The sequence below is a fragment of the Prescottella sp. GW823-FHT02E09 genome, assembly GCF_058797375.1.
The window spans coordinates 98,619-117,734 of record NZ_JBXAJP010000011.1; the positions used below are offsets into that span (position 1 = coordinate 98,619).

The 19,116-nt window shown below is 68.8% G+C and carries 21 protein-coding genes; 13 read left to right on the forward strand and 8 right to left on the reverse strand.

Features of this window, described 5'->3' with window-relative positions; all coding sequences use genetic code 11:
• Positions 1-61 precede the first annotated feature (61 nt).
• Complete coding sequence (locus AC1RIF_RS23460; protein ID WP_492603783.1) at positions 62-850, forward strand: SDR family NAD(P)-dependent oxidoreductase; 789 nt, start codon at positions 62-64, stop codon at positions 848-850.
• A gap of 24 nt (positions 851-874) precedes the next feature.
• Here AC1RIF_RS23460 and AC1RIF_RS23465 read toward each other — a convergent pair whose 3' ends face one another.
• Positions 875-1,201 carry a hypothetical protein gene (locus AC1RIF_RS23465; RefSeq protein ID WP_492603784.1) on the reverse strand — a complete coding sequence of 109 codons (327 nt, stop codon included), beginning with the start codon at positions 1,199-1,201 and terminating at the stop codon, positions 875-877.
• A 164-nt stretch (positions 1,202-1,365) separates the two neighbouring features.
• On the opposite strand from AC1RIF_RS23465, the gene AC1RIF_RS23470 reads away from it, so the two are divergent.
• Together AC1RIF_RS23470 and AC1RIF_RS23475 are read left to right on the forward strand one after the other, a co-directional pair.
• On the forward strand, positions 1,366-2,283 hold the full coding sequence (locus AC1RIF_RS23470; RefSeq protein ID WP_492603785.1) for a mechanosensitive ion channel family protein: 918 nt from the start codon (positions 1,366-1,368) through the stop codon (positions 2,281-2,283).
• Between the two features lie 60 nt (positions 2,284-2,343).
• Complete coding sequence (locus AC1RIF_RS23475; protein ID WP_492603786.1) at positions 2,344-2,733, forward strand: VOC family protein; 390 nt, start codon at positions 2,344-2,346, stop codon at positions 2,731-2,733.
• Here AC1RIF_RS23475 and AC1RIF_RS23480 read toward each other — a convergent pair.
• The 6 genes from AC1RIF_RS23480 to casG all read right to left on the reverse strand — a co-directional run bounded on the left by AC1RIF_RS23480 (position 2,670) and on the right by casG (position 7,456).
• Complete coding sequence (locus tag AC1RIF_RS23480; protein ID WP_492603787.1) at positions 2,670-3,365, reverse strand: helix-turn-helix domain-containing protein; 696 nt, start codon at positions 3,363-3,365, stop codon at positions 2,670-2,672. The genes AC1RIF_RS23475 and AC1RIF_RS23480 overlap by 64 nt on opposite strands.
• Positions 3,366-3,438: 73 nt before the next feature.
• Entirely contained in the window at positions 3,439-3,963 is a 525-nt protein-coding gene (locus tag AC1RIF_RS23485) for a nuclear transport factor 2 family protein (protein ID WP_492603788.1), read from the reverse strand.
• Entirely contained in the window at positions 3,960-4,883 is a 924-nt protein-coding gene (locus tag AC1RIF_RS23490) for a TIGR03619 family F420-dependent LLM class oxidoreductase (RefSeq protein WP_492603789.1), read from the reverse strand. The genes AC1RIF_RS23485 and AC1RIF_RS23490 overlap by 4 nt, the downstream gene beginning before the upstream one ends.
• 18 nt (positions 4,884-4,901) lie before the next feature.
• On the reverse strand, positions 4,902-5,270 hold the full coding sequence (locus AC1RIF_RS23495; RefSeq protein ID WP_492603790.1) for an EthD domain-containing protein: 369 nt from the start codon (positions 5,268-5,270) through the stop codon (positions 4,902-4,904).
• Between the two features lie 39 nt (positions 5,271-5,309).
• A complete protein-coding gene (locus tag AC1RIF_RS23500) occupies positions 5,310-5,792 on the reverse strand; it encodes a nuclear transport factor 2 family protein (protein ID WP_492603791.1) in 483 nt (160 codons plus the stop codon).
• Entirely contained in the window at positions 5,792-7,456 is a 1,665-nt protein-coding gene (gene casG / locus AC1RIF_RS23505; protein WP_492603792.1) for a steroid-24-oyl-CoA synthetase, read from the reverse strand. Before casG ends, AC1RIF_RS23500 begins: the two co-directional genes overlap by 1 nt.
• A 317-nt stretch (positions 7,457-7,773) precedes the next feature.
• Between casG and casI the strand changes: the two genes are divergently transcribed.
• The 8 genes from casI (at position 7,774) to AC1RIF_RS23545 (ending at position 16,261) form a co-directional block, all read left to right on the forward strand.
• Positions 7,774-9,438, forward strand: coding sequence for a steroid-22-oyl-CoA synthetase (casI, locus tag AC1RIF_RS23510; protein ID WP_492603793.1), 1,665 nt, complete (start codon positions 7,774-7,776; stop codon positions 9,436-9,438).
• Positions 9,438-10,283, forward strand: coding sequence for an SDR family oxidoreductase (locus tag AC1RIF_RS23515; protein ID WP_492603794.1), 846 nt, complete (start codon positions 9,438-9,440; stop codon positions 10,281-10,283). Before casI ends, AC1RIF_RS23515 begins: the two co-directional genes overlap by 1 nt.
• 233 nt (positions 10,284-10,516) lie before the next feature.
• Positions 10,517-11,683, forward strand: a complete 1,167-nt coding sequence (locus AC1RIF_RS23520; RefSeq protein ID WP_492603795.1) for an acyl-CoA dehydrogenase family protein — start codon at positions 10,517-10,519, stop codon at positions 11,681-11,683.
• Entirely contained in the window at positions 11,680-12,690 is a 1,011-nt protein-coding gene (locus AC1RIF_RS23525; RefSeq protein ID WP_492603796.1) for a bifunctional MaoC family dehydratase N-terminal/OB-fold nucleic acid binding domain-containing protein, read from the forward strand. The genes AC1RIF_RS23520 and AC1RIF_RS23525 overlap by 4 nt, the downstream gene beginning before the upstream one ends.
• A complete protein-coding gene (locus AC1RIF_RS23530; RefSeq protein ID WP_492603797.1) occupies positions 12,690-13,802 on the forward strand; it encodes an acyl-CoA dehydrogenase family protein in 1,113 nt (370 codons plus the stop codon). The genes AC1RIF_RS23525 and AC1RIF_RS23530 overlap by 1 nt, the downstream gene beginning before the upstream one ends.
• Complete coding sequence (locus AC1RIF_RS23535) at positions 13,799-14,242, forward strand: MaoC family dehydratase (RefSeq protein WP_492603798.1); 444 nt, start codon at positions 13,799-13,801, stop codon at positions 14,240-14,242. Before AC1RIF_RS23530 ends, AC1RIF_RS23535 begins: the two co-directional genes overlap by 4 nt.
• Positions 14,242-15,420: a lipid-transfer protein gene (locus AC1RIF_RS23540; protein ID WP_492603799.1), complete on the forward strand. Its 1,179-nt coding sequence runs from the start codon at positions 14,242-14,244 to the stop codon at positions 15,418-15,420. Before AC1RIF_RS23535 ends, AC1RIF_RS23540 begins: the two co-directional genes overlap by 1 nt.
• Before the next feature lie 25 nt (positions 15,421-15,445).
• Entirely contained in the window at positions 15,446-16,261 is an 816-nt protein-coding gene (locus AC1RIF_RS23545; RefSeq protein WP_492603800.1) for a MaoC/PaaZ C-terminal domain-containing protein, read from the forward strand.
• 118 nt (positions 16,262-16,379) lie between these two features.
• Here AC1RIF_RS23545 and AC1RIF_RS23550 read toward each other — a convergent pair whose 3' ends face one another.
• Positions 16,380-17,159 carry an SDR family oxidoreductase gene (locus AC1RIF_RS23550; RefSeq protein WP_492603801.1) on the reverse strand — a complete coding sequence of 260 codons (780 nt, stop codon included), beginning with the start codon at positions 17,157-17,159 and terminating at the stop codon, positions 16,380-16,382.
• 186 nt (positions 17,160-17,345) lie between these two features.
• Between AC1RIF_RS23550 and AC1RIF_RS23555 the strand changes: the two genes are divergently transcribed.
• The gene (locus tag AC1RIF_RS23555; protein WP_492603802.1) at positions 17,346-18,107 is read left to right on the forward strand and encodes an SDR family NAD(P)-dependent oxidoreductase; all 762 of its coding nucleotides are present in this window, start codon (positions 17,346-17,348) and stop codon (positions 18,105-18,107) included.
• Positions 18,108-18,113: 6 nt separating this feature from the next.
• Positions 18,114-19,085, forward strand: a complete 972-nt coding sequence (locus AC1RIF_RS23560; protein ID WP_492603803.1) for a 2-hydroxyacid dehydrogenase — start codon at positions 18,114-18,116, stop codon at positions 19,083-19,085.
• Positions 19,086-19,116 lie beyond the last annotated feature (31 nt).

Here is a 19,116-nt window from a genome sequence, read left to right on the forward strand (position 1 = left end):
CCTTCGTACGCCGCGAGCGTGTGAAGGGACCCTTCAGCTCTCTACATGAGGGGAGCGCGTTGTGGGAAAGCTCGAAGGTAGGACCGCGATCGTCACCGGCGCGGGAATGGGTATCGGCCGCGGCATCGCGGGTGCGTTCGCCCGCGAGGGTGCGAACGTGCTGGTCGCGGAGATCGACGAGGCCGCGGGTGAGTCGGCTGCGCAGTGGCTCCGCGAGGAGTGGGGCGTCAAGGCCGAGTTCCAGCGCACCGACATCACCGACAAGGACCAGGTGCATGCGATGGTCGACGGCGCCGTCGCGCAGTTCGGCCGTCTCGACATCTTGGTGAACAACGCTTGGCGCAGTACGGGTTTCGCGAGGTTCGAGAACATGACGGACGAGCAGTTGCGTGGCGGCTTCGACATGGCGGTCATGGCCGCGTTCTGGGCGATGCAGCGCGCCCTGCCCGAGCTCGAGAAGCACGGCACCGGCCGGGTCATCAACCTGGCCAGCCTCAACGGCGTGAACGCACACATGTACTCGGTGCACTACAACGCCGCCAAGGAGGCGCTGCGCAGCCTCACCCGCACCGCTGCCCGGGAATGGGCGCCGAAGCAGGTGTGCTGCAACGTGATCTGCCCGGGCGCACAGAGCGAGGCGTATCGCCGGGTGGCGGAGGCCAATCCGCAGATGGCCGCGTCGATGGCGTCTGCCAACCCGATGGGCCGCATCGGCGATCCCCTCGACGACATCGGGCCGGTCGCCACGTTCCTCGCGAGCGACGACTCACGCTATGTCACCGGAAACACGCTGTTCGTCGACGGCGGCGGTCACATCAACGGCGTCCAATGGGCGCCGCAGGTGGACTGACGAGGGAACCCGCGCCGACCCCGCTCAGCTGAGCGGGGAGTCGATCACGCTGCCGAAGGAGCTGCCGAAGCTGCCGGTCGAGGTGCTGCCGAGGCTGCCGGACTGACCGACGCTGCCCAGGCTGCCGGAGGTGTTGCCGAGGCTTCCGTTGACGAGCGGCTGGAAGAACGAGGCGATCGCGCCGGGGATGTCGATGTTCACGCTGCCGAGCGAACCGGTCGCCGGCAGGGGATCCGCCGTGGCGGTGCCCGGCGCGAACGCCACCAGTGCTGTTGCGGCCGCAGCCGTCACGGCGGCGCCCAGCACCGGCCGCAGCCGCGAGCGGCGGGTCGTCGAGTTGTTGACCACCATGGTCGAGCTCCCTTCCGTGGGTCCGGGAGGTATCAAACACGACACGAGGACCCGTCGTGGCCGGAACGGACGGATTCACCTTTCCGCGCGCCCCGGGCGAATGCCGGGCGGTCGGCGCTGCGGCGCCGTGCCGGAACCGGCCGGCGTCCGTAGGGTCGGAGGGGATGACGTACGAACCCACTGCAATCGAACTGTCCGACAGTGCGCAGACGTGGTTGATCGAGCGGCCCATCGAGATCGTGGTCTACATCGTGGTCGCCCTCGTCCTGCGTTTCGTGCTGCACCGCTTCATCGATCGGGCCACGCGGGACCGACCCGGACGGGAACCGCGGCTGCTCAGACCGCTCAAGGAGCGACTTCCCGTCGGCGCCCGGGACACCGTGGCGGCTCAGCGGCGCGCGCAACGCGCTCGCACGATCGGGTCGGTGCTGAAATCCGGGGTGTCGATCGTGACGCTCACGTGGTGTGTGCTGCAGATACTCACGGTGTTCAGCGTCAACGTCGCCCCGCTCGTCGCGTCGGCAGGCGTGGTCGGTGTCGCGATCGGCTTCGGCGCGCAGAACCTGGTGCGGGACTTCCTCACCGGCATGTTCATGCTGCTCGAGGACCAGTACGGGGTGGGCGACATCATCGACGTCGGCGATGCCGTGGGCACCGTCGAGACGGTGGGCCTGCGGGTGACCACGATCCGCGATCTGAGCGGCACACTGTGGTACTGCCGCAACGGTGAGATCGCGCGGGTCGGCAACATGAGCCAAGGTCACGCGGTCGCGGTCGTCGACCTCCCGATCGCGCACAGCGCCGCCGTGCCCCGGGCGACCGAGATCGCCCTGACCGCGGCGACGGAGGCAGTCGAGGACGATGCGATCGCCGACGCGGTGCTGGAACCGCCACAGATGCTGGGCGTCAACGGCGTGACTGCGGAGGCGGTGATGCTGCGTCTGACAGCGCGGGTCAAGCCGGGGCTGCAGTGGGCGGTGCAGCGGCACATCACCCAGGCGATCCTCACGGCCTTCGACGAGCACGACATCGCGGCCCCGGTGGCACTGCTGTCCTCGATGCGGGCTTCCGCTGCGAACTGAGCGTCCGGCTGTCCGAAAGATCCAATCGACCGACGTGCGTGGGCGGCTAGCGTGGCCACCATGACTCCTCAGTTGAACGCCATCGGACTGGTGACCACGGATCTCGCGGCGTCGCTGCGCTTCTACCGACTGCTCGGTCTCGACATCCCCGCCGACGCCGAATCGCAGCCGCACGTCGAAGCGGTCGCCGGCGGCGTCCGGCTGATGTGGGACACCGTCGAGGTGGTCGAGTCGTTCGGCGGACCGTTCACACCGCCCACGGGTGATTCCCGGGTGTCGCTCGCGTTCGAATGCGACGGCCCCACGGACGTGGACGTGGTGTGGGCGCGACTCGCGGAGGTCGGACACGGCGAGGTCGAACCCTTCGACGCCCCCTGGGGGCAGCGCTACGCGACGGTGAAGGACCCGGACGGCAACGGCGTGGACCTGTTCGCGTCGCTGCCGGGCTGACCCGCGCCCGTCAGCCCGCCGAACGAACGACCGGTGATCCGCCGGGACTCCCGGATCAGGTGTGCCTGGTCCACGTAGCCGCACCGGGCGGCGACGTCGGCGGACGGGATTCCGTGCCCGGCGAGATCGCGAGCCCGCTGCAGCCGGAGGATCCCGGCGAGCGTTTTGGGTCCGTAGCCGAAGCTGCGGGTTCCGAGCCGGTGTAGCGCACGGGCGGACAGGCCGATCGTGTCCGCGACGTCGGCGACGGATCTGCCGGACGCGAGCAGGCGTGCGGTCGTCGTCACCACCGGGTCCGGCGGCCCCACCTCCACCAGCCGTGCCCGGCCGAACGACTCGAACGCGTTCGACGCCTCGGCCGGGTCGAGCCCACGCAACCTCGTCGAGCGGTCGCGTCCGATCACGTCGGCCAGCGGGACCCGACGGTCGCGCAGGTGCGCGGCCGGCACGCCGAGCAGGTGGGGGAGCACGCCGGGCGGAAAGCGCAGCCCGACACCGGGCACCGGCGACGCGGTCACCGCGAACGGTTGCGTGTCGGGTCCCGCGACCAGCACGTCGCCGTCCCGCCACACCAGGTCCATGCAGCCGTCCGGCAGCACCGTGCCGTCGGTGGTGCGGACGCTGTGCCACACGACCGCCCCTGGGACCGTTCGCGATGTGTGCTCGCTGTACACGGCCCCAGTACAGCACGCGGTGCCGACAGGCTCAGCCCAGCCGGGTTCGCAGGGCGTCGAGTGGATCGGAGCCGTCGCGGCGGCCGCGCGGTCCGTCGCTCTCCGGCAGCGTCAGGCGGCCGGCGTCGGAGCGGGTCCATTCGCGGACCGCCCAGCGCTCGGTGATGCCCCACTTGCCGTCGCGGCGTTCCATCAGGTCCACGTAGCGACAGCCGCTGGTGAAATTCACCATGCCGATGCCCTCGCCGCCGCCCCAGTGCGCCGCGGTCGAGTAGGCCTCGCTGATCGCGTAGTCGCCGTGCAGTTCCACGAGGTGGTTGCCGATGTGGTGCATGGTGCCACCGATCGCGCGCAGCTTCGGCTCGACCCACGTGATGAAATCGTCGACGCCTCCGTCGAATCCGGTGTGGTGGTCGATCGCGCCCGGGTGGTACGTGTCGCGCACCAGGTCGAAGTCGAGGCGGTCGATGCCGCGGCAGTAGCGCATGACCACCTCGTAGATGGCCTGCTTGTCGAGCAGTTCGGCGATTGCCGTATCTCTGTCCACCGTCGTCATCGTGCTGCCTCCTGAGCGGTTCCGGTCTTGGCCTTCAGTCCTACCGCCCACTCGATCAGCTGCGGAACCTCTTCTCCCGCTGCGCAGAAAGTTGCAGGTCGGAACACGGCGAAGGTCGCACCGGCGGCGTGCCAGGACAGGGCCTTGTCGGCGGTGGCGTCGAGGTCGACGCTGCCGTCGTCGCGACGTTCCGGGCCGACCGACACCTGGACGACGGCGGACTGCGGGTCGCGGCCGTGTGCCTCGAAGGTGCTGTGCAGCAGGGCGACGCTTTCCGAGAAGGTCTGCATGTCGGCGGGATTGACGGTCCAGCCGTCGGCGACGCGGGCGATGCGGTCGAAGTTGCGCTGACTCGGGCCGAACCCGAAGATCACCGGCACCCGGTCCTGCACGGGCAGGGGCCGGGCGTGGAAGTCCTCGAAGGAGAATTCGCGGCCCTGGAAGGTGGCCGGGGCCTGCGTCCACAGCTCACGGCACGCGCGGACGGTGTCCTCCATGCGACCGAAGCGGGCGTCGAACGGCATGTTGGTGGCCGTGTACTCGGCCTCCTGCCAGCCGACGCCCATCCCGATCGCGGCGCGGCCCTCGGACAGCCGGTCGAGGGTGGCGATCTGCTTGGCCAGCAGCACCGGCGGCCGCACCGTCGCGATCAGCACCGACACGTTGAGCAGCGCCCGTTCGGTGACGGCGGCGACCGACGACAGCAGCGACAGCGGCTCGTACCAGTCGTGTTCGATCGGGAACGGGAAGCCGTGCGTACGAACGCGTTCCGCGTGCGCGGCCGCGTTGAAGCCGATGTGATCGCCGGTGGAGATCATGTCGACTCCCGCGCGATCCGCGGCGGAGGCCACGTCGAGCACCGGGCGGATCCGTCCGGCATAGAGGTTCTCGGCTCCGAGGATGTTCAGACCGACCTGCATGGTGCTCCTGTTCTGCGGCTACGCGTTCGGCAGCCCGCTAGTCGTTACGTACTCGTCGACCACGATCTGAAGGGTCTTGGACATGTCGAGGAACAGGTTCGCGTCCTGCGTCACCGGGCCGCCGATCGCGGGATCGGCGTGCGCGGCGAGCATGGCGTCGTACCCTGCCCGGTCCTCGAACCACATCTCGGTGATGACGTCGAAGATCGGGTCGGCCACGCCCGGAGCCCGCACGCTGTCGGTGAGGTCGACGAAGTTGCGGCGGTACTCCTCGATCTGCGGGAACGACCGCAGGATCAGTGGGACGTGGACGGTCTCGTAGTGCGCGACGAACTGCTCGCGGGTCAGTTCGGACTTGCGGGCGAGCAGCGCTACAGCTTTGAACATGGATTCTTCCTCATCAAGATCGACCGAAGGGGCGAATTCTCACAGAGTGCGCCGAGCGTGCTCGCTGAGATCCCCGACCAGGTCGATGCACGTGAGTCGCTGCGTGAAGACCCACTCGCCGTCGCGGACGGCGAACGCGTCGAAGTAGCGGCCGGCGAGGATCGGCTGCAGAGGTAGCGCTTCCGTCGCCTGCAGCACCGTGAAGTACGACAGCGACGTGGCCGTGCGGCCGTCGTCGGCCACGGTGACCCGCAGGTTGGTGACGGCGTGCTTGGTGCGCGGCCGCGGCGGGGTGCCGTGCATCCGGATGAAGCTGCGGCACGCGTCTAGCACGCCGGCGGGGTCGGAGTCACGCACCGGCCCCACCGGCGTCCCGTTGCCGTCGCACTGCCCGTACACCGCGTGCTCGAAGAGATCCGCGACCTCCTCCAGTCGCGCCTCGTCGATGAGGTGCGTGTAGAGGTGAGCGAGGTCGCGGATCGACTCGACGGCGCCGAGACGTTCGACGGTCCAGGCGGTCATCAGACGTGGATCTCGCGACGGATCATCTTGCCGGTCGCGTTGCGTGGCAACAGGTCCGTGGTGATGCGCCACTTCGTCGGCACCTTGAAGTACGACAGGCGCTCGGACGCGAACTCGCGCAGTTCCTCCTCGGTGACCGTGTGGCCCTCGGCGACCACGACCACGGCCGAGACCTCTTGGCCCAGATCGGGATGGGGGCTGCCGACGACGGCGCACTCCTGGACGGCCGGGTGCTCGTCGAGCGTCTGCTCGATCTCGGTGGGGTACACGTTCTCGCCACCGCGCAGGATCAGGTCCGAGCGACGTCCGGTGAGCCGCAGTCGGCCGTTCTCGACGACGCCGTAGTCGCCGGTCCGCAGCCAGCGATCGGAGGTGATCGAGGCAGCTGTCGCGTCGGGGTCGTTCCAGTAGCCGAGCATCACGAAGGGGCTCCGGACGCACACTTCGCCCTCGAGGCCGTCGGGGAGCCACTCGCCGAACGGGTCGCGGATCTCCATGCTGACCGTGATGATCGGCCGACCCAGCGTGCCTGGGTACTCCTCGAGTTCGGCCGAGCTCGCGACCGCGATCGCGGTGCTGCATTCGGTCAGCCCGTAGCTGTCGACGAGGGCGTTGCGGGCGAACGGAACTTGCTCGCGCAGACGGTCTTTGAACGCGATCGACGACGGCGCCGATGCGAGCGAGAACGAGGTCAGCGACGACAGGTCGTACTTTCCCAGGTTGCCGTGCTCGAGGAGCCGGGATGCCATCGTCGGTACGGCGCCCCAGTTCGTCACCCGCTCCCGCTCGATGAGGCCGAGGATCCGGTCGACGTCGAACGAGCCCTGGTTCATGACGACGGCACTGCCGGTCGCGAGGCGCGGGACCACGAGGTTGTGGAGGCTCGCGATGTGGAACAGCGGCGAGGTGAGCAGGTAGCGCAGGTCGCTGGGCGCGTCCGGGTCGCTGGGTTTGCCCGTGAACGCGGCCATGATCGAGTCGCTGAAGCGGTGGTAGTCGACGACCGCGAGCAGGTTGCGATGCGAGTGCAGCGCGCCCTTGGGACGCCCACTGGTGCCGGACGTGTAGAGGATGACCGCCGGATCGTCCTCGTCGACCTCGACCTGTGGGCGGTCGGCGTCGGCGAATTCGCCGAACAGACGCGGGAGGTCCTCCTCCATCGTCAGGATGGTGACACCGGACGTGTCGATCCCCGCGAGGGCGGCGCCACGCTTGGCGTCGACGACCACGACCTTCGGCGTGCTGTGCTGCAGGCCGTACTCGATCTCGCGCGGGACCCACCAGCCGTTGAGGCCGACCGTGATGGCGCCGAGAGCCTGGGTCGCCCAGAAGGTGGTCACCCACTCCGGGGTGTTGGCGGCGAGGATCGCGACGCGGTCGCCCTTCGTGACGCCGTAGCGTTCGCTCAGGGCCGCTGCCAGCGCATACGCGTCGGCGGCGTGCTGGGTGTACGAGACTCGCCGGTCCTCGGTGACGATGTAGTCACGGTCGCCCCACCGGAGCGAGTCGGCGAGCAGGTCGCCCACGGCCTTGCTGCGGTTCTTCATGACCGGCATCCGGGTGCCGAGTACCTCTTCTTCGGCGATCTCGAACGGTCCGCCGGGACCGATCAGGCGAGACATGACCTGGTCCAGGTGCAGTTGCGGATCTGCGGGGGCAGTCATGAGTGACCTTTCGTCCGTGTCACAGTGTCGTTCCTGTCACTGTCTTCGTGTGAACGCCCAGGCGCCAGGCTCGGGACATGGGGTGTGACGGGTTTCTCACGGCAATTTCTCACGTCGGGAAGGTTCGGCGGGGGGAGTTACCACTCAGCGAGACTGACGGTGATCTGCGCGACAACCCGGGGCTACTTTTCGCGAAAGGACGTGGAGGATCGAACCGGGAGGTCCGGTTCCCGGCCGGTCCACGGACGGCTGACCCGCCTACCCAGCCCGCAGTCAGTAGTAACGCGCCTACCGGCGCTGCGACAGGAGTGAATGAGTTGGAACGCACCACGATTGCCGAGATGCTGCTCGATCGCGTCGGCGACGAGCACCTCGGTCTCCGTACCCGCGAGCAGGACTGGACGTGGGACGAGGTCGTCCGCGAGAGCGCTGCGTGCGGTGAGCTCGCCCGCTCGCTCCGTGTCGACGGGCCGTTCCACATCGGCATCCTGCTCGAGAACGTTCCGGAGTTCCTGTTCTGGCTCGGTGGCGCTGCCCTCGCCGGTGGCACGGTCGTCGGCATCAACCCCACCCGCGGCTCGGCGGAACTCGAGGCCGAGATCCGCTACGTCGACTGCCAGATGATCGTGACCGACGCCGCGGGCATGGAGAAGCTGAAGAGCCTCGACCTCGGTCTGGCCGAGGACCGGTTCGTCCTCGTCGACGCCCCCGACTACCGGGAGCGGATCGACGCCCACCGCGTCGAGCCGGCGATGGCCGACGGCATCGACGAGTTCAGCCTCTTCCTGCTGCTGTTCACTTCCGGCACCACCGGCATGTCGAAGGGCGTCAAGTGCAGCCAGGGCCGGCTGTCGCGCCTCGCGTACGCGAACACCGCCAAGTACGGTCACCACCGCGACGACGTCGACTACTGCCCGATGCCGCTCTTCCACGGCAACGCGCTGATGGCGCTGTGGGCTCCGGCGCTCGCGAACGGCGCCACCGTCTGCCTGCCCGAGGCCCGCAAGTTCTCGGCGTCGGGCTTCCTGCCCGACGTGAAGTTCTTCGGTGCCACCTTCTTCACGTACGTCGGCAAGGCGTTGGCCTACCTGATGGCGACGCCCGAGCGGCCCGACGACAAGGACAACAAGCTCGAGCGCGGCTTCGGCACCGAGGCGTCGCCCGAGGACAAGGTCGAGTTCGTTCGCCGCTTCGGTGCAGAACTGTTCGAGGGCTACGGCTCCTCGGAGGGCGCCGGCTCGGTCAAGCTCGACCCGGAGGCCCCCGAGGCCGCCCTCGGTCGTCCCGCGCACGCCGGCATCGCGATCGTGAACCCCGAGACGCGCGAGGAGTGTGTCCGCGCGATCCTCGACGAGCACGGCCGGGTGCTGAACCCGGACGAGGCCATCGGCGAGATGATCAACAAGGAGGGTGCGCGCGCGTTCGAGGGCTACTACAAGAACGACGCCGCCGACGCCGACCGGATCAAGTACGGCTGGTACTGGACCGGCGATCTCGGCTACGTCGACGAGGCCGGCTTCATCTACTTCGCGGGCCGCAAGGGCGACTGGATCCGCGTCGACGGTGAGAACACCTCCGCTCTCATGATCGAACGTGTCCTGCGCCGCCACCCCGATGTCATCGCGACCGGGGTCTACGCGATCCCGGATTCGCGGTCCGGCGACCAGGTGATGGCCGCGATCGAGGTCGATTCCCTCGAGACGTTCGACGCCGTCAAGTTCGCGGAATACCTTGCTGCCCAGGATGATCTGGGAACCAAGGCGACCCCACGGTTCGTGCGTGTGTCCACGAACCTGCCGATCACCGGGTCCAACAAGGTGCTCAAGCGTGAACTGCAGGCCGAACTGTGGCGCACCGACGAACCGGTGTACCGCTGGGTGGGCCGTGGTGAGCCCGTCTACACGCAGATGACCGAGGACGACAAGGCGGCGCTCGAGGCCGAGTTCGTCTCCTTCGGTCGCCGGCGTTTCCTGGGCGTCTGATGACGGCGCGCAAGGTCGCCCTCGTCACGGGCGCGAGCCGCGGGATCGGACGCGAGATCGCGCTCGCGTTCGCGCGCAAGGGGTTCGACGTCGCGATCACCGCGCGCACGGTTCGTGAAGGCGAGGGTGCGGTGACGCCCCGCACCCGTGCGGAGGGCGAGTCGCTGATCGCCGTGCCGGGCAGCCTCGAGACCACGGCCGCGGAGATCGAGTCGTGCGGTGTGCGGGCGATGCCGATCCGGATGGATCTGCTCGACCGGGACTCGGTCGTCGGCGCCGCCGACGACGTCCTGCGCGAGTGGGGCCGTGTCGACGTCCTCGTCAACAACGCGTACGCCCAGACGGCCGGTCACATGGAGCGCATCCTCGACCTTCGTCTCGACGATGCCGAGGTCATGGTGCGGGGCAACTACCTGCACCAGTTGACGCTGATCCAACGGGTGCTGCCGTCGATGGTCGAGGGCGGTGACGGCGTGATCGTCAATCTCGTGTCCGGATCGGCGACCACCGATCCGCCGGCCGCGCCCGGCGAGGGCGGTTGGGGCGTGGCGTACGCCGCGTCCAAGGCGGCGTTCGGTCGCCTCGCCGGCGCGGTCAACGCCGAGTACCGGGTCCGTGGCATCCGCGCCTTCAACCTCAGCCCCGGGTTCGTCGTGACCGAGTCCGGCAAGGCACGCGGCGGCACCGACAAGATCGAGGACGCCGGGTTCGACTCGGTGCCGGCGACCGTGCCCGCCGCGGCGGCCGTGTGGCTCGCCACCGCTCCGGACGCGGACCGCTTCCTCGGTCGGGTGGTCTGGGCGCCCAAGCTCGCCGCCGATCCGACCGATCCGGCCGCGCTCTGAGCAGTAGATCCGACACGGCTCCCGGCGCCGCGGAGGCTTGCCGTGAGCGGCGGGGACTGGTCTGATCGGAATCGCGCACCAGTGATTCCCGCTGGGCGAGACGTCCGCCCCGGCGGCCCGGTGTGCTGGCTAGCGTCCGGACCGACGAAGGCAGACAGTCGCCACCTGTGGCGGCTGTCTGCTTTGGCACCGACGTCAAATTGTGAGTCGTTCTTTGTTAGGGAGAGTAAACGATGGATTTGAGGGAATCCCCCGAACAGCTCGCGCTCCGCAAGGAGCTGCGCGAGTACTTCGCGAACCTGCTGCCTGCGGAGAAGCGTCGCACGGCTGGTGAGCAGGGTGTGGGCGGCGAGCACTTCCGCGAGGTCGTCAAGCTGCTCGGCCAGGACGGCTGGCTCGGCATCGGCTGGCCCGAGGAGTACGGCGGCCAGGGGCGTTCCATCGAGGAGCAGTTCGTGTTCTTCGACGAGGTGCAGCGTGCCGGGCTGCCCTTCCCCTTCGTCACGGTCAACACTGTCGGCCCGACGCTGATGAAGTACGGCACCGAGGAGCAGAAGGAACGCTTCCTGCCGGGCATCCTCGCGGGCGACATCGTCTTCGCGATCGGCTACACCGAGCCCGAGGCCGGAACCGACCTCGCCTCGCTCAAGACCCGCGCCGTCCTCGACGGCGAGGAGTTCGTGGTCGACGGCAACAAGATCTTCACCTCCGGTGCGAACACCGCCGACTACGTGTGGCTGGCGTGCCGGACCGATCCGGAGGCCCCCAAGCACAAGGGCATCTCGATTCTCGTCGTGCCCACCGACGACCCCGGCTTCTCGTGGTCGCCGATCAACACCGTCGGCGGCCTCATGGTCACCTCGACGTATTACAGCGGCATCCGCGTGCCGCGCAAGGACGTCATCGGTGAGGTCAACGGCGGCTGGCAGCTCATCGCCGCCCAGCTCAACCACGAGCGCATCGGCCTGGCCGCGATCGGTGGCCGCACGTACGGCCTGTGGCACCAGGTTCTGGACTGGGCCAAGGAGAACGGCGCCATCGAGATCCCGTGGGTGCAGCAGGAGTTCGCGCGCACGCATGCCAAGCTCGAGGCGATGCGCCTGCTCAACTGGAAGATGACGGCGGCCGTCGCGGCGGACACGCTGTCCGGCGCGGACGCCGGAGCAACCAAGGCGTACGGCACCGAGACCCACATCGACGTGTACCGCACGCTGCTCGGCATCCTCGGCGCCGCGGGCCGTATCCGCCCCGAGTCGCCAGGCGCGCTGCTGGCCGGTCAGATCGAGCAGATCTCCCGCCAGGGCATGGTCAACACGTTCGGCGGCGGCGTCAACGAGGTGCTGCGCGACATGGTCGGCACGATGGGCCTCGGCCTCGTGCGTGAAAAGAGGGTCAAGTGAGCGAATTCCTCACCAAGCTCCAGGCATTCGAGGGGCAGGTCCTGACGCCCACGACGTGGGGTCCGGACGAGGTCAACACCCCGATGATCCGGCACTGGGTCGAGACGATGGGCGATACCAGCCCCGTCTACCTCGACGACGAGGCCGCCCGGGCGACCGGTCGGGACGGTGCGGTCGCGCCCGCGCTCATGGCGCAGGTGTGGACCATGCGCACGTTCAACGACAAGATGGCGAACAACGATCCGTCGCAGGTGTGGACCGACCTGATCGCCACGCTCGACGACGCGGGCTTCACGTCCGTCGTCGCGACCGACTCGGACTTCGAGTTCTTCACGGAACTGCGTCCCGGCGACCGGGTTTCGCTCACCGAGGTGATCGAGTCGATCTCCGAGGAGAAGAAGACCGGCCTCGGTGTCGGGCACTTCGTCACGACCCTCAAGACCTATTGCAACGGTGACGACGACGTCGTCGCGACCCAGCGCTGGCGCACGCTGCGCTTCAAGCCGAAGGGCAGCGAGAAGGCCGCCGAGAAGCCGGCAGAGAAGGCAGAGAAGGCAGAGAAGGCAGAGAAGGCAGGGGAGTCCTCGGGGGCGATCCCCGGCCTGCGGCCGCGTCCGGCGCTCAACGTCGACAACGCCTTCTGGTTCGACGCCGCCAAGGAGCATCGCCTGGTGATCCAGCGTTGCGCCTCCTGCGGCACGTTGCGTCACCCCACCGGACCGATGTGCGGTGTCTGCCAATCGCTGGACTGGGACACCGTCGACGCCTCGGGCCGCGGCATCGTCTACAGCTTTGTTGTCAACCACCATCCGCAGATCCCGGGGTTCGAGTATCCGCTCATCGTGGCGACCATCGAACTCGAAGAGGGAACCCGACTGATCGCGAACATGACCGGCATCGCGCCGGACGACGTCGAGATCGGCATGCCGGTGGAACTGGACTGGATCGACGCCGACCCGGACCTGACGCTGCCCGCGTTCCGGCCGGCCGCACGGGAGGACTCCTGATGGACTTCAACTTCAGCGAAGAGCAAGAGGCAATTCGCAACCTCGCCGACGAGGTCTTCACCAGCAAGGCCGACATCGACCGCGCCAAGCAGGTCGAACTGAGCGACGAGCGCATCGACCGCGATCTGTGGCGCGAACTCGCGAACACGGGTCTGCTCGGTATCGCGCTGCCCGAGGATCTCGGCGGCGGCGGTATGGGCCTGTCCGAGCTGTACGTGCTGCTCGAGCAGCAGGGCCGCCACGTCGCGCCCGTGCCGATCTGGCAGTCGACCCTCGCGGCTCTCGCGGTCGCCACGTTCGGCACGGACGAGCAGCGCACCGCGCTGGTCCCGGGTGTCGCCGAGGGCTCCAGCTTCCTGACCATCGGTCTCGAGGAGTTCGGCCCGTACGCTGCGGGCGACCCGCAGACCACCGCCACCGAGGCCGGCGGCCAGTGGACGCTCACCGGCGCCAAGGCCGTCGTCCCGATCACCCACGTCGCGGACCGCGCGATCGTCTCGGCCACCACGCCGTCCGGTGCGGCGCTGTTCGTCGTCGACCTGACGGCCGCCGGTGTCACGGTGGAGCAGACCCATTCGACCAACTGGGAGATCTGCGGCAACGTAACGCTCGAGGCCGCCCCGGCGGAGCTGCTCGGTCCCGCCGACGGCACCACCGCGCAGTGGCTACTCGATCGTGTCGAGCTCGCACTGGCCGCGATCCAGCTCGGCGTCGGCTCCGGTGCCGTGCGGCAGGCCGTCACCTACCTCAACGGCCGCCACCAGTTCGGACGTCCGCTCGCGACGTTCCAGGCCGTCAACCACCAGCTGGCGGACTGCTACATCGACCTCGAGGCCATGCGCGTGACGCTGTGGCAGGCCGCGTGGCTGCTCGCCGAGGACCAGGAGCTGGGCACGTCGGTGCTCGTCGCCAAGTGGTGGGCCACCGACGGTGGCCAGCGCGTCGTGCACCGCACCACGCACGTCCACGGCGGCATGGGTGTCGACACCGACTACCCCGTGCACCGGCATCTGCTGTGGGGCAAGCAGATCGGCGCCACCCTCGGTGGTTCCGCCTCGGACCTCGCACGTCTGGGTGCACAGCTCGCCGCCGGTGTCGAGGTGGTCGCATGACCGCCACCGTCACGGTCACGGGCCGCAGCTACGACGACATCTCGGTCGGCGAGGTGCTGCCGGAGCTGGCGATCCCGCTGACCCGCACGCTGATCGTGTCGACCGCGATCGCGACGCGCGACTTCCAGGACGTGCACCACGATCCCGAGCTCGCGCGTGAGCGCGGCTCCAAGGACGTGTTCATGAACATCCTCACCAGCAACGGCCTGGCGGGACGTTTCGTGACGGACTGGGCCGGGCCCTTCGCGACGGTGCGCCGCGTGAAGATCCGCCTCGGTGCCCCCAACTACCCCGGCGACACCATGACGATGACCGGCGAGGTGGTCTCGAAGGAGAACGGCCTGGTCGAGGTGAAGGTCGTCGGTGCGAACAGCCTGGGCAACCACCTGTCCGGCACCGTCACGGTGTCGTTCCCGGTCAGCGAAGGGAAGGACGCCTGATGGCTGTCAGCCCGCTCTCGGGTGCCGCCGCGATCGTCGGTATCGGTGCCACCGAGTTCTCGAAGAAGTCCGGCCGCTCGGAGTTGCAGCTCGCGTGTGAGGCCGTCACCGCGGCCCTCGCGGATGCGGGAATCGATCCGTCCGAGGTCGACGGTCTGACGACCTTCACGATGGAGACCAACGGCGAGATCCTCGTCGCCCGCAACTGCGGGCTCGGGGAACTGAAGTTCTTCTCCCGGATCGGCTACGGCGGCGGCGCGGCGTGCGCGTCGGTGCAGCAGGCCGCGATGGCCGTCGCGACCGGCATCGCCGACGTCGTGGTGGTCTACCGAGCGTTCAACGAACGCTCCGGGATGCGCTTCGGCGCGGGCCAGCACGACCGCCCGATGGACAGCACCGCCGACCGCGCAGCCTACGCATGGTTGACCCCGCAGGGACTGGCGACTCCCGCCCAGTGGGTCGCGATGTTCGCTCGCCGGTACATGTACCAGTACGGTGCCACGAGTGAGGATTTCGGTCGGGTTGCTGTCGTGGCGCGCAAGCATGCCGCGAACAACCCGAAGGCGTGGTTCTACGGCAAGCCCATCACGCTCGAGGACCACCAGAACTCCCGGTGGATCGCCGAACCGCTGCACCTGCTCGACTGCTGCCAGGAGACCGACGGCGGCCAGGCCCTCGTCATCGTCTCTGCCGAGCGCGCCAAGGATCTGCGTCAGAAGCCCGCGATCATCAAGGGTGCCGCGCAGGGTTCGGGCAAGGACCAGCACATGATGGCGAGCTACTACCGTCCCGACATCACCGGTATCCCGGAGATGGGTCTGGTCGGCCGCCAGCTGTACGCGCAGGCCGGTCTGACGCCGGACGACATCGATGCGGCGATCCTCTACGACCACTTCACCCCTCTGGTGCTCCCGCAGCTCGAGGAACTCGGTTTCTGCCGACCCGGCGAGGCCAAGGACTTCATCCGCGAGGGCAATCTGGAGATCGGTGGACGGCTGCCGAGCAACACGCACGGCGGCCAGGTCGGTGAGGCGTACCTGCACGGCGTCAACGGCATCGCCGAGGCGGTCCGGGTGCTGCGGGGCACGTCCACCAACCAGCCCGAGAACGTCGAGAACATGCTCGTCACGGCGGGAACCGCGGTTCCCACGTCCGGCCTGATTCTCGGCGTCGCCTGACCGAATTACCTGGAAGGACCGAAGAATGACGGCAGTGGAGCAGAAGCCGGCCGGCGCGTGGCGTGGGGTCGACCTCGGCACCCGCACGGTGAGCTACGACGAGCGCGACGCGATCCTGTACGCGCTCGCCGTGGGTGCGAAGGCCACCGATCTGGACCTCGTGATGGAGGACCGGCTGCGGGTTCTGCCGACGTTCGCGCTGACCCTGGCTCAGTGGGCCCCCGACGAGCTGGGACAGCGCGGTGCCTTCGACATGACGACCGCGCTGCACGGCTCGCAGGAGCTGAAGGTGCTCGCGCCGCTGCCCCGCAGCGGTGAGGTCACGCTGAAGGCCAGCGTCGGCGAGGTCTGGGACAAGGGCGCCGCCGCGGTGTTCGAGGTCAAGGTCGAGTGCGAGTACTTCGTCGCGACCTGGTCCCTGTTCGCCCCGGGCGCAGGCGGATTCGGTGGCGAGCGCGGCCCGTCCAAGCCGCCGGCACCCGAGGGCGAGGCCAACGTGACGGCGCAGCTCGAGACCGCGTTCAATGTGGCCGCGCTGTACCGCCTCACCGGCGACCGTCATCACATCCACATCGATCCGGTGGCCGCCGCGGGCATCGGGCAGCCGCGCCCGATCATGCACGGCCTGTGCACGCTCGCCGCGTCGACGCTGCCGCTCGCGAAGGAACTCGGCGTGCACCCGGCCGACCTGGTCGAGCTGCAGGGCCGCTTCGCCGCGCCGATGTTCCCCGGTGACACCGCGGAGCTGCAGGCGTGGGGCGACGCGTCCGGGTTGTCGTTCGAACTCGTCCGCGAGGGCAAGGCCGCGATCTCCGGCGGCTACGCGGTCTTCACCGAGTAACCGCACCGACCGAATGCCACATGCGTTCAGTCAGACTGAACGCGTGTGACATTCGGCCAAAAGGACTTCAGCTGCGGGAGCGTTCGACTTCGGTCACGCTCCCGCAGCTGTCTTCATCTCAGGAGTTGTCGCGGGTCGCCATGTAGCGGGCCGGGTACTCGCCGCCGCCGTGGACGGCCAGATCGGCGCCGTTGACGTACGACGACAGGTCGCTGCCCAGGAACAGGCACGCCTTCGCGATGTCCGACGGCACCGCCATGCGCTCCATCGGCAGGGTGCGGGTCACGGCTGCGCCGCCGTCCTCGCCGTACACCGAAGCCGCGGCTTCGGTGCGGATCAGGCCGGTGGTGATGTGGTTGACGCGCACCTTGGGTGCCCATTCGAGCGCGAGCGCCTTGGTCAGGCCGAGGAGGCCCGCCTTGGCTGCGGTGTAAGCCGCGGTACCGGGCTGCGGCTGATGCGCCGAGACGCTGCCGATGTTCACGATCGCGCCGCCCGTCTCCTGTTCGCGCATTGCGAGATTCGCGGCCTGGGCCATGTAGTACGGCGCCAGCAGGTTCAGTGCCACGATCTTCTCGACGAAGCGCGGCGACACGGTGGCGGCGTCGGCGTCGGGGGAGCCGCCGGCGTTGTTGACCAGCACGTCCAGGCGTCCGAAACGGGCCACGGCGTCTTCGATCAGTGCGGTCGCGTCGGCGGGATCGCGCACGTCGACCGCACGGAATGCCGCGGTGCGACCCTCGACCGAGGGCAGGCTCTCCGGCTCGTTGCGGGCACACACGAGCACGTCGGCGCCGGCGGCGAGGAAGTGCTCGGCGATGACGTAGCCGATGCCCTTGGTGCCGCCGGTGACGACCACGGACCGGCCGGTGAAGTCGACAGGGTTGGGGAAGCTCACGCGAACTGCCTTTCTGTGTGGTGAAGCAGCGCCCGCACACCACGAGGAACTTTGGTGCCCAGATGCTTTCGTCGCGAATTTCGCGAAAACGCTGCGGACAAGCAAATGCTTGGTTAAGAATATCCGACTGGAGGGTTGTAGCACCAGGTCTCCGCGTTTCTCACGACATACCGAGAGCAGGTACACATGGGCAAGCTTGACGGCAAGGTCGCACTCATCACGGGCGCCGGGCAGGGCATCGGCCAGGGCATCGCGCACGCGCTGGCCAAGGAGGGTGTGTCGATCGCGGTTGCGGGGCGCACCGAGTCCAAGCTGGTCACGACGGTCGAGCAGATCGAGGCCTACGGCGGCAAGGCGTTACCTGTCCGGTGCGACGTGAGCGATGCGGCCGACATCGAGGCCGCCGTCGAGCAGACCATCGGGTTCTTCGGTGGCGTCGACATCCTCGTCAACAACGCCAACGACTGCGGTCCCGGCCCACTGCTGTCGGTCAAGGACGAGGACTTCGAGCGGTCGTTCGCGACCGGTCCGCTGGCGACGCTGCGCCTGATGCGCGCGTGCTACCCGTCGATGAAGAAGCGCGGCGGCGGATCGATCGTCAACCTCGTGACGTCGGCGGCCGTGCGCTGGGACGCGAGCAACTACGGTGCCTACGGGTCGATCAAGGAGGGCATGCGTTCTCTGACCCGCGCCGCAGCCTGCGAGTGGGGCATCGACGGCATCCGCGTCAACTCCATCGCGCCGCACGCGATGTCACCGGCGCTCGAGGGCTGGATCGAGCGGTTCCCCGAGGAGGCCGAGGCGTTCAAGGCCGGTATCCCGCTGCGTCGCATCGGAGACGCCGAGAGCGACATCGGCCGCGCCGTGGTGTTCCTCGTCGGCGACGACGCCGGCTACCTCACGGGCGCCACCATTCCGCTCGACGGCGGACAGTCCCGCTGGGGCTGACCGATCATGACGGCGCGCACGGCACTCGACCGGATCCTGGTCCTCACGGAGGACCCGGGAATCCACGCGGCCGTGCGCGTCGCGGTCGCTGACGCGGCGACGGTGCTGCGACTCGACGACCGCACGCCGGACGGCCTGCGCGCACTGCTCCCGACGATCGACGTCGTGGTCGCGGACTGGACCGGACGCCTGCCGCTGGGCGCTGCGGAGGCGGCGGTGGGCGGGCGACTGCGGCTCGTCCAGCAGCCCGGTGTCGGGATCGGCCGGATCGACCTCGACGCGTGGGCGGCCGCCGGCGTCCCGGTGGCCAACACCCCGGGCGGCAACGCGGCGTCGGTCGCGGAGTGGGCGGTGGCCGCGACGGCGAGCCTGTGCCGGTCCCTCGGGTGGGCGGACGCCGAGATGCGTTCCGGTGGTTGGCCACAGGCGTCGATCCTGCAGCGGGATTGCCGCGATCTCGGCGAGCGCCGGGTGGGTCTCGTCGGGTTCGGTGACATCAACCGTCGCTGCGCCGCCTTGTTCCAGGCATTCGGATGCGAGGTCGCGTATCACTCGCGGCGGCCGGCCCCGGGGTCGACGCTGTCTTACCGGTCGCTGGACGACCTGCTCGCGGATGCGGACGTGCTGGTGGTGGCGGTCCCACTCACCCCGCAGACCCGCGGACTGATCTCCGCGCGCGAACTGGCGCTGCTGCCACCGGAAGCGTTGGTGGTCAACGTTGCCCGCGGACCCGTGGTGGACGAGATCGCATTGGCCGCGGCGATCCGATCTGGCACGGTCACGGGAGCGGCACTCGACGTGTTCGCGCACGAACCCCTCGAGACGGACAGCCCGCTGCGCGAACTGGACGGTGTGCTGCTCAGCCCGCACATCGCCGGCGGCAGTTCCACGGCGCGGCGCCGGATGTTCGAGATGGTGGGGCAGAACGTGGCGCGGGTGTGTCGCGGCGCGGCGCCGCTGTGGACCGTCGGGTCGTGATCGAGCTGATCGGACGAGCGCCGACAGCCGT